The following is a 16,117-nucleotide window of genomic DNA, read 5'->3' as shown; positions in this document are numbered from 1 at the left end:
TGGTCAGGCGTTGAGGAGCAGCAGTTCTGTTCGGATGTTGTGGCGCGCGTGTTCTTCGTAGCGTTCCCGGGCGATGGGCGTGTGGAAGAGCTTGGGGAGGGCCAGTAGGCCGTTGAGCACTTCGGCCCGTCCGGCTTTGAAGAACTCGTCGGGGACGAACGCGTACTCCTCGCGGACGGCGGCGGCGTAGGCGGCGTACCGGTCGGGGTCCGCTCCGAGGATGGCGAGGTCGGCGTCGCACAGGACTTGGCCGTCCGGGTCGTCGTCCTCTGGGGCGTGCGACGCGGTCAACTCGACGAGCCGGACGACCTCCTCCACGTCCGGTCCGGGGAGGTCGGTGTCGGCGAGCATGCGTGCGGCTAGGCGGGCGCTGCGCTCCTCGTTGTCGGCGCGTTCCGGGTCGTAGACGGCGTCGTGGAACCAGGCCGCGAGACGGACGTTGTCGGGGTTCGCCGCGTGTGCCGCCAGGTCGTCCACGAGGTCGAGGACGGCGGTCAGGTGCTCGCGCGTGTGGTAGCGGCGATGGGGTTCGCCGTAGCGCTGGTCGAGTTCCGCGCCGATGCGGCGGGTGTGTGGTCCCGCCAGCGCGACCCACCGTTCGACAAGGTCCATGGCCCCATCCTGGCGGCCCGGGACACGCCATGTCGCCGTTCTTGCCCCCGCGTTCCCGCCCCGCCACTATGGTGACTGCGAGTTAGGCAAGCCTTACCTCACTGCGGCTCAGCCAGGCTCGTCTTGGAACAGGCTCGTCCCACGCACTGGAAAGGCCGCTTGTGGCCGCCTCGCTCTATCTCGTCGCCGGGAAGGCGACCGATTCCGTGACGCACGGGTTCCTGCCCGCCGCCGCCCGCCTGGGTCTGGACGTGACGTTGCTCACCGACCGTCCGTCCGTCCATTCCCAGTCGTACGACGGGCCGGTCGTCGAATGCGACGTCACCGACTTCCGGGAGATCGTCGCGGCCGTCGAGGACGAGCCCGCCGCCGTGTTCTCCAACAGCGACTTCCTCCAGGCGCCCACCGCGCTGGCCGCCGCCTACTTCGGACTCCCCGCCAAGGACTGGCGGGCGGCGACGCGGGCGAAGAACAAGGCGCTCATGCGGCGGCACCTAGCGCCGGTCGACCCGGTCTTCTCTGCTGACGCCCGGCGCGTGCCCGAAGACGCTCCGTACCCGCTCGTCGTGAAGCCTCGGGAGGGCGTCGCCAGCGAGGACGTGTTCCTCGTCCAGAACGCCCTGGAATTGTCCACGCGCGTTGAGGAGATTTCCGCGCGGCGGGACGATCCGCTAGTGGCCGAGGAGTATCTGCCAGGACGGCTCCACACGCTGGAGACGCTCGGTGACGGGCGGGAGCTACGCGCACTGGGTTCGTTCCGTACGACGGTCTCGCCGCCGCCGTTCTTCGTCGAAGAGCGCCTTGAGTGGACGGAGCCGCCCCCGGAGACACCACAGGTTCTGCGGCAGCTCGACGCGCTGGGCATCGGGTTCGGGGCTTGTCACACGGAGTTCGTCGTCCATGAGGGGCGAGCCCGCATCATCGAGGTCAATTACCGGCTGATCGGTGACCATTGCGACTTCCTGTTGGCCGACCTGCTGGGCGTCCCGTTGTTCGAGCAGATTCTGAGGGTCCATCTGGGTGAGCCTCTGGCGGATTTCCAGACTCCCCCGCCGCGGCACGCGATTGCTGAGCCGGTCATCGCCGAACGTTCCGGCACGCTCACGTCCGCCCCTGGGCCACTGCGCCTGGACGACGGCCCCGTGCGCCTTTCCTACCGTCCCCAACGCTCGGTGGGCGATTCCGTCGCCGTCACCCGCACCAACCGCGACTACTTGGGGACGGTCCGAGCGATCGGGCCCGGCCCGGACGAGGTGAACGCCGCACTGGCACGCTTCCGCGCCGCCCACGACTGGACGATCGCGTGACCTCCGACGCGGACAGCGCGGAAGGTCGGCTAGCCGCCCGTGTCCTGGACGCCCTCTTACGAGAGAACTACGCGGGCCTACGCGACCGCCTCCGGAACGGGACGTTGGAACTGCCCGGACGGGGCGTGCGGCTGCTTGAGGCGCGTCCCGCGTTCCTGTCCGAACTCGTCGTGGATCCGGAGCAGAACCTGAGGCTGAGCGACGTCTTCGCCGCCGTCCGCGTGCTGGCGGACCCGCGCGACGACACGGCCGCGTTCGAGCGCGAATGCCGGGAGGCGCTCGCGACGATCAAGCTGCACGGCGACGCGCGTCCGGCGGTGCTGCGGCGGCTGGCGCGGATGCCGGACGGGCTGAGGAGGGGGCCGGGGGCGTTCTACGAGACGCTGGCGGCTTACGACGGGCATCCGGTGCATCCGGCGGGGGCGAGCCGCGCGGGGCTGTCCATGGCGGATCTGAGCCGTTACGCGCCGGAGTTCGCGCCCGCGTTCGCGCTGCGGTGGGCGGCGGTGCGGGAGCCGGAGCTCGCCGGGACGCTCCCCGACTGGTGGCCCGCCGCGTCCGACGTGGGGCTGACCTCGGCCGACGCGCTGTTCCCCGTCCACCCGCTCGCGTTCGAACAGGTGCGCGGGCACCCGGCGGCCGTCCTCGCGCCCGAGCCGTATCTGCAGGTCATGCCCACGCTGTCGATGCGGACGGTGGTGGCCGCGCCGCTGGCGCACCTGAAGATGCCGCTGCCGACCAGCACGCTGGGACGGCGCAACCGCCGCACGATCATGCCGGGGACGCTGCCGGACGGAGCGCTCGTCGAACGCGTCCTGCACCGCGTCCTCACACGGGAACCCGCGCTTCCCGTCCTCCTCGCAGACGAACAGACCTACGGGCACGCGCAGGATCCGCTGCTCGCCTATCTCGTGCGGTATTTCCCACCCGGGACGGCGCGCGCGCACGTCGTCCCGATAGCGGCACTGCTCGCGGAGTCTCCCGACAACGGTTACGTGATCGAACGCTGGGACGTGGAGTCGCTGTTCGGCGATTACCTGTCGGCCCTGTTCTCGTGGAACGTCACGCTGTTCCGATACGGGATCGCGCTAGAGGCGCACCAGCAGAACGTGGCGCTCGTCTTGAACGACGACACACCGCCACAGCTCCTCATCAAGGACAACGACGGCGCGCTCATCAACACGTCCCGACTCCGTGAGCGGCTCCCCCCGACGCCCGGCACCGATCCCCGCGACCTCATCGACCAGCGCATGACGACGACCGACGACGAGGCGCTCGCCAAGGTTTTCGTCACCATCACGCTGCACCTGTGCGCGGCGGCGCCCGCCCTGGGCCTGGCCGAGCGCGGCCTGCTCCCCTGGCGCGACGGCCGCCGGATGATCCGCGAGCGCCTGGACGCCGCCCTCGGACCGGACCAGGCGTTCCTGCGCTCCCGCACGCTGGACGCCGGAACGCTGCCGGGCAAGGCGATGGTCACCGCCGGAACCCTCGTCGACAAGGCGCGGACCGGCGCGGCCGACATCAACAAGCACTACGGCCCGCCAGGCCCCAACTACCTACTGGACGAGACGTGCCGCTGAGCCAACTCACCCAAGCCGCCCAAGCTGAGGACACCACCTCGACCGCGCTGCTCAACTGCCTCGTCCGGGAGGTGTGCGCGCCAGAGCAGCAGGTGTGGCAGGACGGTGCGCGGCTGGTCGTCCGGCTGCCGCGAGCGGGCGTCCTGCTGCGGACGGGGCTGAGCCGTCCACCGTCCGGAGCGACTTACCGTCTCGTCCCACCGTTCGAGGAACGTCGCGGGGACGAATGGATCCCCGCCCCTTGGGACAGGCTCGCGAACCTGGTCGCCGGTGAACTGGAACTGGCGACGGGCCACCCGAACCCCGAATTCCTCCACCAGGTGCGCGACAGCCACAACGCCCTGGCGGCCATCCTCACCGCACGCGGTGAACACCACACAGAATCGGCCTACCTCGACTCCGAGCAGTCATTAGTGGCGGGCCACCGGTTTCATCCGGCTCCCAAGGCGCGCCAGGGATCACCCGCCGACTGGCTGCAATACGCGCCGGAGACCAGAGCGCGCTTCCGCCCACGTTGGCTGGGCGTTCCGGCCCACCTCATCGCCGAGGAAGGCGACCCAGAGGCGTTCAGAAGCCTGGAGACGTACGGGCCCGGCGCTCCCGCTGGGTATGGGCTGCTTCCCGTCCACCCGTGGCAGTTCAACCTTCTAACCGACAACGACATGTTGCGCAAAGCCTTGGCGGACGGGTCGCTCCTGGACCTCGGACCGTCCGATGTGGAGGCGGTGCCCACGTCGTCCGTCCGCACGGCGTATCTGCCGGACGCCGATGTGTTCTGCAAGTTCAGCCTGGACGTGCGCATCACCAACTGCGTCCGCAAGAACGCCTGGTACGAACTGGCCAGTGCCATGGCGCTCAACGAGCTGCTGCCGCCCTTGTTCGAGAAGCTGAATTCCACACTTCTCGCAGAGCCCGCCTACCGCACCATCGCGTTCGCCGACCGACGCCTGTATGAGGGCTTGGGCGTGATCCTGCGACAAGGAGTGAAGGCCCTCCCCGGCACACCGCTGCTAGCGGGCGCCTTGGCCGACCCTTACAGCACGTTCCTCTCCGACTTGCCCGCCCTATCGACGCCAGAAGGCGCACAAGCCTGGTGGGACGCCTACGTCAGGCACGTGGCTCCACCAGTCCTCGGTGCCTATCTGGACCATGGCGTCGTCCTCGAACCGCACCTTCAGAACGTCCTCATCTGCGTAGACCACGACGGCATGCCCATTCACGCCGCATTCCGTGACCTGGAAGGCACGAAACTGACCACGGGCCGCTGGAACCTGAACCACGTGCCATCCCGCGTCGCCGAGAGCCTCACCTACGCACCCGCCCAGGGATGGAACCGCGTCGTCTACTGCCTGCTCGTCAACCACCTCACCGAAATAGCGGCGGCGGTCGCGGACCTGCACCCATTCCTGCAAGACGAACTGTGGCCGACAGCGAGAAAACATTTCGCCGCCTACGACGACCAGCCGCACATCAGGGCGCTGCTGGCCGGGGTGCCGCTGCCTGCCAAGGCGAACCTTCGCACCCGATGGTCCCGGACGGCCGACCGTGGCGCGACCTACGTCCCCGTCCCCAACCCACTCGCCGCCTCCAGACCGCTATGAACGAACAAGCCGTCAACCTGGACCGGTATCCCGCCTACCTCTACGACCTTTCCGGCCTCGAAACCCACATCAGGCAGATCCGCGCCACTCTCGACGGCACAGAACTGTTCTATGCGGCCAAGGCCAACCCGGACGCCGAGATCCTCCGGACGCTCGCGCCACACGTGGACGGCATCGAGGTCGCGTCCGGTGGCGAACTGGCCCATGTCCAAGAAACCCTGTTCGATGCCCGCATCGCCTTCGGCGGCCCAGGCAAGACGGACGAAGAACTGTCCCAGGCCATCAAAGTCGACCGAATCCACGTCGAAAGCCCAAGCGAACTGGCCCGCCTCGCCGCACTGGGCTCCGCCGACATCCTGCTGCGCGCGAACCTCCCCCTCAGCACCCCGAACGCCGCCCTCGCCATGAGCGGCCCTTTCGGCATGGACGAGGACGCCCTCACCGAATGCGCCCGCCTACTGGAGGACAATCCGCACATCACCCTCCGAGGCGTCCACGCACACCTGGCCTCCGGCCTGGACGCACCCACCATGCTCGACCTGGCGCACCAAATAGCGGATTGGGCGCTCCCCTGGCTGAAATCCCTAGGAGTGGACGATCCCGAGCTGAACGTGGGCGGCGGCATGGCCGTCGACTACACGTCCCCCCAAAGCCGCTTCGACTGGACCCTGTACGGAACGGGCCTGACTCACATCCCCGCCACGGTTCGGATAGAGCCCGGACGCGCGATGACCGCCTACCACGGCTGGTACGTCACCGACGTCCTGGACGTGAAGACGACCCATGGCGACACCTACGTGATCCTGCGCGGCGGCACCCACCACCTGAGAACACCCGTGACCAAGGGGCACAATCAACCCTTCACGGTCCTCACCGCAAGCGGCCTGGAGAGCCCGGCCACGCTGGTGGGCCAGTTGTGCACTCCCAAGGACGTCTTCGCCCGCAACGTGCCCGTCCCACCCCTCTCCCGTGGCGACGTCATCGCCTTCACCATGGCCGGGGCCTACGCCTGGAACATCTCCCACCACGATTTCCTGATGCACCCCAAGCCCGCGTTCCACTACCTCCGCTGAGCGCGAGCGTCCACCCCATATCGACGTGATGCGAAACGTCGATGCCGACCTATACTCGCGTTCATGGCAGAAAGCGCCGGTTCAACCGACCTCGACCTGGTCACAGCGCTGCGTGCGCTGGCGAACCCGGTGCGTCTTCAACTGCTCTACTGGCTGCGCGACCCGGAACGCCACTTCACCCAGGAGCCCGTCGCGGACCCTGTCGAAGTCGGGGTGTGCGTGAGCCACCTCCAGGCGAAGGCGGGTCTGGCCCAGTCGACCGTGTCGGCGTACATGGCCGAACTACAGCGGGCAGGACTGGTCAGGGCGACGCGAGTGGGCAAGTGGACCCACTACAAGCGCGACGAGGAGCGCATCGCCCAACTCGTCGCCACGCTCGGCCGAACGCTCTAACGCCAACGCCCACCCAGCCCCTAGACCACTTTGACAGTCACATCGAAGATCTGCGATATTCCGATTCGTAGATGGATGCTGACACGCGAAGGGGCGATCCGATGGGCGCGTTCGACGATCTCGGCACGTTCGGGCTCTACAGCTTCGAGTTCGAGCAGTTGCCGGCGGCGAGGATCCGGGAGTCGGTACAGGAACTGGAGGAGCAGGGCTGGCGGTCGTTCTGGTTCCCGGAGGTGGGCGGACGCGAGGCGTTCTCACTCGCGAGCCTCATCCTCTCGTCGACCGAACGGATACGGGCCGTCAACGCCATCGCGCAGATCTGGGCGCGGGACGCGCGTTCGGCACGCGGCGGCAGCGCACTCCTCGCGGACGCTTATCCGGGACGGCACGTCCTCGGGTTGGGGTACGGCGGGCAGAGGCGACCGGGGGTCAAACCCTTGGCAGCCATGCGCGAATACCTCGACGCGCTGGACGACCCAGACGCGCCGGGCGCCGAGACCCCGATTCGACGGGTCCTGGCCGCGTACGGGCCGAAAATGCTGGAACTGTCCCGGGACCGGGCCGCGGGGGCGCACACGTACCACGTCACCGTCGCGCACACGGTGCAGGCCCGAGAGACCCTAGGGCCGGACGCATTCCTCGGCGTGGAACACCCCGTGCTGTTCGAGTCAGACGCGACCAAGGCACGCGCGATAGCTCGCGAGCACCTGCACCCCTACCTGAACACGCCGTTCAACATCGAGAAGTTCCGCCGTCTGGGCTACACCGAGGACGAGATCACACACGGCGCCGACCGCCTTGTCGACGACTTGGTCTTCTGGGGCGACCTGGACACCATCGTGAAGAAACTCCGCGACCACGTCGACGCGGGCGCGGACCACGTCACCGTGCAGGTGATCGGAACGGCTCCAGGCGAATCCATGTCCCACTGGCGACACCTCGGCGAGGCACTCCTCTAACCGCCACGCTCATTTCGCCTACAGGGACGATCAGCGTGGGGTGCCTTGCCAGCGCCAGGAGGTCAGGCGCGGGCGCCCTGGGAGTTCTGCGCGTCCCGTCGCCCCGAGCAGTGTCTGCCACGGGTCGGTGTCGTGCGGAGCGTCCGGGAAAAGGCGGGTGAGAACGCGGGTGCACAATTCGGCGGGCGGCTCCCAGGTCAGGTCCAGGCCCTCCGCCACATCGTGCGTGTGGACGAAGGTCTCGACCATTCCCATCGCGGCGAACCCTTCGGGGTCCGACGCCCCGTACCCGTGGTGGGCGCGGACGTCGGACGATGTGCCGCGCACCATGGCGACGAGCAGGCCGCCGCATGCGTCCAGCACCTGGAGAAGTCCGGCGGGCCCTGCTTTCCGGTCGGCGTGGATGACGTTCGCCGGACCGCCGGGCCTTCGGCTCTCCCACACGAACGGCACTTCGCCGTCCATGGGCGGGGTCTGCGGGCCCAACTGCGCGGCGTACGCGAAAAGGTCGTCGCTCAGGTGTTCCACGGTTTCCCAGCAGGTCCACTCAAGGGTTCCTGCTTTGGCGTCCCATGCCCGCTCGGACGGCGCTTGCCGCATGGTGGCAACGGCAAGACGGACGGACGTTTCGAGGTCGTCCGCAGTGACTACATCATCAGCCGAGCGCTTCATGCCCCGACACTATCCAGCCTCTGACTCACTGCCGGTCGGGCCGGACGATGTACCAGGCTCCGGCCGGAGTGACCCAGATGAGCAGGCCGGGCCAGGGCTGATGCAGTTTCCAGCCGCGAGTCTGTTTGAGGCGGTGGTGACTTCGGCAGAGCGGCGCGAGATTGCAGCGGCAGGTGATTCCGGGCCGCCACGGCGTGGTGTGGTCGAGGTCGCAGCGGTGCGACGGCTGATTGCATGTCGGGAACACGCACGTGGAATGGCGGACCTGAATCTCGCGCCGTAGCGCGGCCGGGGCCCGGTATCCGGGGTGGCCGTGCGTATCGTCGCCGCCTCGGCAGAACGTGTCGCGTCGCGCGCCTAGGCGAAGGTCAATGCGCGCAACCGCATGAGCGACGGCCGCGGACCGGGCGCGAGCCGGGACACGGTCACACACCTGTCCAAGCTGCCGATCAGCCATCCCCGCCAATTCACCGATGACCTCATCGTGCTCCTCACCCTGCTCCCCTACCGCATCGGGAATCGCGGCAACAGCAGTTGGGGGCGCTTGGGCGAGGAGTGCCTGAATAGCGTCGGGCAGAGGGTGGCCGTTGAGGAGCTGAGTCGCCAGGTCGGCACGGATGCACTGCAACGAACGGGTGTCGCCATCAGCCCGAACGCCACGCGCGGCGGCAGAGATCTTGTTGTAGATGGCGTGGGCGTCCTCGGGCGGCAGGTCACACAGGCCCAAATCAGCAGTTCCGGCCGGGCTCTCCCACAGTTCGAGCCGCCGCTGCCGAATCGCCTCGCGCCGCCGCTCCTCGACACATTGCGGGGCAAGCCGTTCGGCGAGCCGCTTGATACGGCGACGCACCTGCCCGCTGGTCTGCCCGGACGCCTTCTCCAGTGCCGCCACCTGTACACGGCCAACGACATCGTCCGGCAGGTTCTCCGTACCATCGGAGATGGCGCGAGCCGTGGCCAGGTCTATATGCCCGGCTTCCAGGGCCCCCAAGGTTTCCGTTAGCGGCCCGGTGAGACGTTCAGCGAGATGAACCAAAGTAGCGGCGGCATTCCCGGTGACGGTCAAGGCAGCGCCCACCTCTTCGACAACCGCCTCATGCGCCGACAACCCCCGATACCCAACCGCAGGGTCGTCCTCACCACGACGACGAGCAAGTTCCGCAATGGCGGCCAATTCACGAGCCTGGGCCCACGAGGTCTGTCGACGAGCGGCGGCCGCAACCTGAAGAAGCTCAGAATCGGTCAGCCCACTCAACCGACCCCGCTCACCAAACTCACAAACGGCCACCCGCACCTCCCAAATTCCACTCACAATTATAGGAGAAGAGGAGGGCAATAAAGCGGGCAATTCAGACAGGACACAACACTCTCACCGAAGGAGAACCCCGCGCCCACCCGACACAAGAACACTTAACCCAAGCCCACAACAGCAACCAACGTGACAGCAATCCGCGACAACCCGCAGCCAATCACAAACCTTCGGAAGGCAGCTCAGCCGTGCACCAAAAGCAACCACACCAAACCCGATAAAAACCCATGCGCACGTCGGAGAGAAAAGCACCAGACCTCAGCCACCGCTAGTGACCGCAATATTCAGAAGAACATGGGGTACGCCCACACACACCACCACAGCCCGGAGGAGAGAGAGTGTTGCGCCCCCTGGACCAGATCCGCGACCTGACCGCCCTCGGACTACACGCAACACGAGCGATCCGCGACGCAGGCGTAATGCACCCCGTCCGTCCAGACAGGGCAGCCCGCCTCTTCCTCACCTACGCCCGCTACGGCCCGACCCCGGCCACGCTAGGCGCCATGTCGGCCCTACGCTTCCCCACCCGAACAGCACTGATCGACGAACAAGGCGCACTCACCTACGCGGAACTGGAACATCGAGCAGCATCACTCGCCACCAAAATCCAACCCCTCACCACCCAGGAAATCGGAATCCTCTGCCGCAACCACCGAGGCTTCGTGGAGGCAGTCCTGGCCGCGTCCCGCCTCGGCAATGACGTCGTCCTCCTCAACACGGACTTCGCTCCCACCCAGCTAGGACAAGTAGCCGAACGCGAGAAAATCGGCCTCCTACTCCACGACGACGAGTTCACCCATACCATCCAAAAATCCGGCTACAAGAACCAAACACTCCAACCACAAACGACCGAGACACCACCACCCCGACCAGTCCACCCCACCCGACCCAGCAAGATAATTGTGATGACCTCCGGCACGACCGGGACCCCGAAAGGCGCAAGCCACGACCTCTCCATAAGATCCGTCCTTCCGGCCGCGCTAAGCCACCTGAACCGAGTTCCCGTCCACTCAGGCGCGCCGATCGTGGTCGCTCCCCCGCTGTTCCACATCCTCGGTTTCGCTTACACCACAGTCGCGCTGGGCATGGGAATGCCCCTGATCCTCAACAAGCGTTTCGACGCACGCGAAACCCTGGAGGCCATCGAAAAGCACCGAGCGGAAACACTGGTGGCCGTCCCCGTGATGCTCCAACGCATCCTGGACGAGGAGAAACCCCGCCCCGAAACCCTCCGCACGGTGGTCTGCGGCGGCGCGGCCCTGCACCCTCATCTGTCCACCGCCTTCATGGACCATTTCGGCGATGTCCTCGTCAACGTCTACGGCGCGACCGAGACGGGCTGGGCCACGATCGCCACCCCCGACGACCTGCGAAAGGCCCCCGGCACAGTAGGAAGACCGTCCTTCCGCCTGACCATCAAGATCCTGGACGAGAACAACCGAGAACTCCCACCGGGCGAGACCGGCGAGATCTACACCAGCGGCGGCCTGCGCTTCGCGGGATACACAGGCGACGACGACAAGCGCGGAAACCACCACGAGAACCTGACGAGCACCGGCGACCTGGGCCATTTCGACGACCAAGGACGCCTTTTCATCGACGGCCGCGCCGACGACATGATCGTCTCAGGCGGAGAGAACGTCTTCCCGGGCGAAGTCGAAACGCTCCTGGACGCTCACCCCGACATCGCGGAAGTGTCCGTGACCGGCGTGGAGGACAAGGACTTCGGCCACCGCCTGGCCGCCCACATAGTCCGGAAACCGGAATCGAACCTCACCGCGGACGAGGTCAAAGCCCATGTCAGAGAGCATCTGGCCAGATTCAAGACCCCGAGGGACGTCCACTTCGTGACCGAGCTCCCCCGCACCAGCACGGGCAAGGTCAAATCCCGAGCCCTGAAAACCTGACCGACCTCGATCAGGCGGCGCCGCGGTTCTTGGCGGCCATGCAGATGCGGGCGAGGTCGTTGAGGGCGTCGGCGCGGCGCTCGTCCAGCGACCGGCGGTCGCCGGGCCCGGCCTCGGCGAGCGTGTCGATGACCAGGGAGAACACCGGCCATTCGGCGGGGCCGATGACGCCCTGGAAGTCGACGCCGTCCTCAAGGTCGTCCACGTCGAGGTTGCGCGCGAACGTGGCGAGGGCGGCCTCGGCGGCGACGACGCCGATGCGCATCGCCAGCGCGGCCGGCTCGCGGTCGAGGGAACGCACATTGCTAGAACCCATGTTCGACACCCTAGAACAAACGAGCGACACCCGTCGAACATTTGGTCGAACTCGTTACCGGAAAGCAGCACGCACCCCGACCAGAGAACCGGCCGACCAACCGACCGCCGACTAATCGGCGATGGCCTGCTGGAAGACGTAGGAGTGCGTGAAATGCAGGACGCCGTCCACCTCGCTGGGACGCATGCCCGTCGCGGGGCCGCCCGCCAGCTCGTCCCGCAGCTCCCGCCTGATTCCGTCCGCGACGTCCGAGGGCGTCTGGGAGAGTTCGAGCCAGGGATCGAGCGGCCGCACGTATTCGATCCGTTCGACCCGTTTGACCTGCGCCCCAGCCTCCGTGACCAGCTCCGCGATCCGCGCCTCGGTGAGCAGGGCGCCGTGCGAGGGGTCGCGGAGCCGCTCAATCCGATCGGGATCGCCCGTGACCCCGTCCGGCCGGACCAGGTCAGCGATGATCAGGGCGGCACCGGGCCGACTGACGCGAACCATCTCCCGGACGACGCTCTCCGGGTCGGCGACCTGATGCAGGGAGAAGCGGGTGACGACGAGCGTGAACGACCGGTCGACGTAGGGCAGCGCAGTAGCGTCCCCGTGCGTGAACGTCACATTGGTTAGCCCCGCCTGGTCGGCGTCACGCTTGCCTTCGGCGAGCATCGCCGGGGTGAGGTCGAAGGCCGTCACGTGCCGGACGCGCCGCGCGATCGCGCGGGACACGAGTCCGGTCCCCGCGGCGACCTCCAGGACGACGTCCTCCAGGTCGAGTTCGGGTTCCATGAACCGGACGAGCCGGTCCAGGTGGCGGGTGAGCGCGACGTTCAGCCGGGGATCGGTGAAACCGGGCGCCTGCTTGGAGAACTCCTGTACGACCTTCTCGTCATGCGTGACCGCCACGTCGCCTCCCTCGAACGGTTGCCCGGATCATCCCCGAAACCACGCACGGTGAACAGGGGTGAGTGAGACTCATCACCGGAAACCCTCAGGAATCAGGCGGCGGGCACGCTGTCCAGCAGCGCGGCGAGGCCGTCGGCGTCCAGGAGGTCCGCTGGGCGGACGGTCACGTTGGCCCCGACGTAATGGAACGCGGCGCTGACCCGCCCCACCTCGACACCGTTCAGTTCGGCCCAGGCGAGCCGGTAGGCGGCCAACTGGACGGCGGCGAAGCGGGCCTCGTCCCCGGCGGGCGGCGCCCCGGTCTTCCAGTCGACGATTTCGTACCCGTCGCCGGTCCGGAAGACGGCGTCCATGCGTCCGCGTATCAGCCGGTCGCCGATGACCGTCTCGAACGGCACCTCGATGTCGAGCGGCTCCCGCGACGCCCATTCCGATTCCTCGAACCGGGCCTGGAGATGGGCGAGTTGCGCGTCCTCGGCGGCGCCTTCGTCGGCGGCGCCGGGCAGTTCGTCGGGATCGAGAAGCCGCTGTTGGCCCCATCTGCTTTCCAGCCATGCGTGAAACGCCGTGCCACGCCGCGCGTATGGCGCGGGCGGGCGCGGCATCGGACGACGGATCTGCCGCGCCAGCCCCGCCGGATCGCGTGCGAGCGACACCAGCGACGACACCGAAAGATGGGCGGGCAACTGGACCTGCATGCCGTCCCCGCCGCGTCCGCGGTCGCGTTCGGCGAGGAGGAGTTCGACGTCCCGGGCCCAGGCCGTCATCCGGGCGCGGTCGGTGACGGAAAGCCCGTCGATTCCGGCCCAGTGGCGTGTCCGGCCAGCCATTTCGTCCTCGACCATGCGGGCCGCCTCGACCACGGCCTCATACCGTTCCCGCGCCGCGATGTCGGACCATCCGCGTTCGCCCGGCGCGATGGGCCACTGCGCTTCGTCGGGGTCGTCCAGCAGCGGGTTGGCGTCGCCTTCTTCGGGCGCGTCGGCCCATATCCCGACGACGCCTTCGCCCGTCATGCAGACGAACCGCACCTCTTCCAGGAATGGCGAGGGGCCGAGCGGACGTCCCGAGGCTCCCCACCAGTATCCGGTCGCGATGAGGAGGCTCGAAGCGCGCGTGACCGCGACATAGGCGAGCCGCCTTTCCTCTCGCAGATCGCGTTCGGAGCACGCCTGGTCGAACGCGGCGAGGTCGTCCTTCTCCAGACCGGTCAGGGACGGCAGGTCGGCGCGGTCGCCGCGCAGCATGAACGGCAGGACGCGCGGGTTCGCCGTCCAGCGGGTGGCGTTCTGCGGCGGCGACGGGAATATCGAGCCCTTGGCGGGCGCGCCGTTCTTCTGCGGCACGGAGGACAGGCCGGGAACGACGACGACCGGCCATTCCAGCCCTTTGGACGCGTGCACGGTGAGGAGTTTGACGCTGTTGGTCTCGCCGACGCGCCCCGCTTCCAGGCCGAATTCCTCCGACTCGGCGGCCTTGAGGTAGGCGAGGAACGCGCCGAGCGTGGGGTCTTCGGCGTCCCCCGCGAAGGTGGCGGCGGCGTCGATGAAGGCGTCGAGGTCGGCGCGGGCGGTGACGGGGTCGAGCCCGGACCGCGCGGCGACCTCGATGTCGAGCCCGAGGGCCCGTTCGACCTCGTTGACCAGGTCGGGAAGCGGCAAACCGACCTGGGCGCGCAGGCCGCGCAGCTCGTCGCGGAGCCGCCGGAGGCGGCCGTGGCCCTCGGGCGAGTAGGCGTCCGGCGGCCCGAGGTCGTCGAGCGCGTCGACGAGGCTGCCGGTCTCCTGGTTCAGCTCGCTGACGAGCTGCCGGAGCGGATCGTCGGGCGCCTCTTCAACCCCGTCTTCAACCCCGTCCTCAACGACGTCGGGGGCCGTCTCCGGCGGCTCGGCGGTTTCCGGTGGGGTGACGTCGCGGGCCGCGTCCTGGGCGAGGACGCGGGCGCGGCGTCCGAGGGCGACGAGGTCGCGCGGCCCGAGGCGCCAGCGCGGCCCGGTGAGGAGCCGGGCGAGCGACGCCCCCGCGGACGGGTCGTGCATGACGCGCAGGGTCGCGACGACGTCCTGCACTTCGGGGACGGTGAGCAGCCCGCCGAGCCCGACGACCTCCACCGGAATGCCGCGCCCTTCCAGTGCCCGCCGGATGAGCGGGAACTGCGACCGTTTCCGAGCGAGCACGGCGATATCGGAATACGCGAGCTCCGATTCCGACCATCCGCCGTCGGGCGCGAGTCCTGAGCCGTCGGCCATGAGCCCGGCGATGCGCGCGGCGATCCGTTCGGCCTCGTCCTCGACGGTGTCGAACAACGCGCATTCGACCCGTCCGCGCTTTTCCCGGCCCGCGCCCGGGACGAGCCGGGGAACGGCCTGGGTCTCGGCGCGCAGTTCCTCCTGGATTTTGGCCGCCGCCTCCAGGATGTGCTCGCCGTTCCGGAACGACCGGCTGAGCTGGACCACCGGCGCGGGCACCGGACGCCCGCCCCCCACTCCCGGCTGCGAAGGAAAGTCGTAGGCGAACCGCAGCAGGTTCCCGGCGCTCGCGCCGCGCCACCCGTAAATGGACTGGCACGGGTCGCCCACGGCCGTCACCGCGTGACCGCCCGCGAAAAGCGATTTGAGCAGGACGAGCTGTGCTTGCGACGTGTCCTGGTATTCGTCCAGCAGGACGACCGAGAACCGCGAGCGCTCGATCATCCCAACTTCAGGGTGCTTGTAGGCGATCCGTGCCGCGAGGGCCATCTGGTCGCCGTGGTCGATGACCTCGCGGTCGGCCTTGGCCCGCCCGTACGCCTCGATGAGAGGCATGAGCTGCTCGCGGACGGCCTGTTTCGCGAGGATGTCGCGCTGCGGTTTCAGCGGTTTCTTGAGCACGGCGAACCGCTCGTCCAGCCAGGAGCCGACCTTGCGGACGTCGTCGGCGGTCCGCAGATGTTCGGAGAGGTCTCCCGACAATTCCATGACGGCCTTGGTGACCGTGTCGGGCTGCCATTCGATCTGGTCCATCGGGCCGTTGTAGGAGTCGACGACGCGCGAGCAGATCTGCCAGGCGACGGCCGGTGAGATGAGCCGCATCGTCGGTTCGAGCGCTTCGCGCAGCGCGTGGTCGCCGAAGAGCCGCGCGGCGTAGGAATGGTAGGTCGACACCATCGGCTCGCCGTCGAAGAGCGCCTCGCCGCCGAGGCGTTCCAGCTCGTCGCCGGGCAGCACCTCGCGGAGCCGGTCGAGCCGTTTGCGCACGCGGACGCCGAGTTCGGCGGCCGCCTTGCGGGTGAAGGTCAGCCCGAGGACGCGCTCGGGCCGGACGAACCCGTTCGCGACCAGCCACACCACCCGCGCGGCCATCGTCTCGCTCTTGCCCGACCCGGCCCCGGCGATGACCGCCATCGGGGCCATCGGCGCCTCGATCACCCGCGCCTGCTCGTCCGTCGGCTCCGGGATCTCCAGCAGCCGGGCGAGCTCCTCCGGCGTGATCACCTCGCTCCCCCCGAGCCACTCGCC

General features: G+C 68.2%; 13 protein-coding genes. 7 read left to right on the top strand and 6 right to left on the bottom strand.

Annotation, left to right across the window (positions count from 1 at the left end; translation table 11 throughout):
• Positions 1-3 precede the first annotated feature (3 nt).
• On the bottom strand, positions 4-612 hold the full coding sequence (locus FXF65_RS19405) for an HD domain-containing protein (RefSeq protein ID WP_148351370.1): 609 nt from the start codon (positions 610-612) through the stop codon (positions 4-6).
• 161 nt (positions 613-773) lie between these two features.
• On the opposite strand from FXF65_RS19405, the gene FXF65_RS19400 reads away from it, so the two are divergent.
• The 6 genes from FXF65_RS19400 (at position 774) to FXF65_RS19375 (ending at position 7,525) form a co-directional block, all read left to right on the top strand.
• Positions 774-1,919 (top strand): ATP-grasp domain-containing protein, encoded by a 1,146-nt coding sequence (locus FXF65_RS19400; RefSeq protein ID WP_148351369.1) that lies wholly within the window; start codon positions 774-776, stop codon positions 1,917-1,919.
• Positions 1,916-3,499: an IucA/IucC family protein gene (locus FXF65_RS19395; protein ID WP_148351368.1), complete on the top strand. Its 1,584-nt coding sequence runs from the start codon at positions 1,916-1,918 to the stop codon at positions 3,497-3,499. Before FXF65_RS19400 ends, FXF65_RS19395 begins: the two co-directional genes overlap by 4 nt.
• On the top strand, positions 3,490-5,100 hold the full coding sequence (locus FXF65_RS19390; protein ID WP_148351367.1) for an IucA/IucC family protein: 1,611 nt from the start codon (positions 3,490-3,492) through the stop codon (positions 5,098-5,100). Before FXF65_RS19395 ends, FXF65_RS19390 begins: the two co-directional genes overlap by 10 nt.
• Complete coding sequence (locus tag FXF65_RS19385) at positions 5,097-6,173, top strand: type III PLP-dependent enzyme (RefSeq protein WP_187412394.1); 1,077 nt, start codon at positions 5,097-5,099, stop codon at positions 6,171-6,173. Before FXF65_RS19390 ends, FXF65_RS19385 begins: the two co-directional genes overlap by 4 nt.
• Positions 6,174-6,236: 63 nt before the next feature.
• Positions 6,237-6,566 carry an ArsR/SmtB family transcription factor gene (locus FXF65_RS19380; protein ID WP_148351365.1) on the top strand — a complete coding sequence of 110 codons (330 nt, stop codon included), beginning with the start codon at positions 6,237-6,239 and terminating at the stop codon, positions 6,564-6,566.
• Between the two features lie 101 nt (positions 6,567-6,667).
• Positions 6,668-7,525, top strand: a complete 858-nt coding sequence (locus FXF65_RS19375) for a TIGR03620 family F420-dependent LLM class oxidoreductase (RefSeq protein WP_148351364.1) — start codon at positions 6,668-6,670, stop codon at positions 7,523-7,525.
• A gap of 30 nt (positions 7,526-7,555) precedes the next feature.
• Here FXF65_RS19375 and FXF65_RS19370 read toward each other — a convergent pair whose 3' ends face one another.
• Together FXF65_RS19370 and FXF65_RS19365 are read right to left on the bottom strand one after the other, a co-directional pair.
• Entirely contained in the window at positions 7,556-8,053 is a 498-nt protein-coding gene (locus tag FXF65_RS19370) for a hypothetical protein (RefSeq protein WP_246198938.1), read from the bottom strand.
• 169 nt (positions 8,054-8,222) lie between these two features.
• Complete coding sequence (locus FXF65_RS19365; RefSeq protein ID WP_281288924.1) at positions 8,223-9,485, bottom strand: HNH endonuclease signature motif containing protein; 1,263 nt, start codon at positions 9,483-9,485, stop codon at positions 8,223-8,225.
• Between the two features lie 359 nt (positions 9,486-9,844).
• On the opposite strand from FXF65_RS19365, the gene FXF65_RS19360 reads away from it, so the two are divergent.
• Positions 9,845-11,413: an AMP-binding protein gene (locus FXF65_RS19360; RefSeq protein ID WP_246198937.1), complete on the top strand. Its 1,569-nt coding sequence runs from the start codon at positions 9,845-9,847 to the stop codon at positions 11,411-11,413.
• Positions 11,414-11,423: 10 nt separating this feature from the next.
• Here the strand turns inward: FXF65_RS19360 and FXF65_RS19355 are convergent, their stop codons facing one another.
• The 3 genes from FXF65_RS19355 to FXF65_RS19345 form a co-directional block, all read right to left on the bottom strand.
• A complete protein-coding gene (locus FXF65_RS19355) occupies positions 11,424-11,729 on the bottom strand; it encodes a hypothetical protein (protein ID WP_148351361.1) in 306 nt (101 codons plus the stop codon).
• Positions 11,730-11,840: 111 nt separating this feature from the next.
• Positions 11,841-12,620 carry a class I SAM-dependent methyltransferase gene (locus tag FXF65_RS19350; protein ID WP_148351360.1) on the bottom strand — a complete coding sequence of 260 codons (780 nt, stop codon included), beginning with the start codon at positions 12,618-12,620 and terminating at the stop codon, positions 11,841-11,843.
• Between the two features lie 92 nt (positions 12,621-12,712).
• On the bottom strand, positions 12,713-16,093 hold the full coding sequence (locus FXF65_RS19345) for an ATP-dependent helicase (RefSeq protein WP_148351359.1): 3,381 nt from the start codon (positions 16,091-16,093) through the stop codon (positions 12,713-12,715).
• Between the last annotated feature and the right edge of the window lie 24 nt (positions 16,094-16,117).

Origin of the sequence: Actinomadura syzygii, from assembly GCF_008085905.1 — a bacterium.
In the GTDB taxonomy this organism is placed as follows: Bacteria; Actinomycetota; Actinomycetes; order Streptosporangiales; family Streptosporangiaceae; genus Spirillospora; species Spirillospora syzygii.
The sequence above is the reverse complement of the archived record's forward strand: the minus strand, read 5'-3'. Positions and strand labels throughout refer to the sequence as shown.

What these genes read in the sequence shown, in the direction of transcription:
- FXF65_RS19385 (WP_187412394.1), top strand. Translation starts at nt 5,097, where the DNA reads ATGAACGAACAAGCCGTCAACCTGGACCGGTATCCCGCCTACCTCTAC.
- FXF65_RS19355 (WP_148351361.1), bottom strand. Translation starts at nt 11,729, where the DNA reads ATGGGTTCTAGCAATGTGCGTTCCCTCGACCGCGAGCCGGCCGCGCTG.
- FXF65_RS19405 (WP_148351370.1), bottom strand. Translation starts at nt 612, where the DNA reads ATGGACCTTGTCGAACGGTGGGTCGCGCTGGCGGGACCACACACCCGC.
- FXF65_RS19375 (WP_148351364.1), top strand. Translation starts at nt 6,668, where the DNA reads ATGGGCGCGTTCGACGATCTCGGCACGTTCGGGCTCTACAGCTTCGAG.
- FXF65_RS19380 (WP_148351365.1), top strand. Translation starts at nt 6,237, where the DNA reads ATGGCAGAAAGCGCCGGTTCAACCGACCTCGACCTGGTCACAGCGCTG.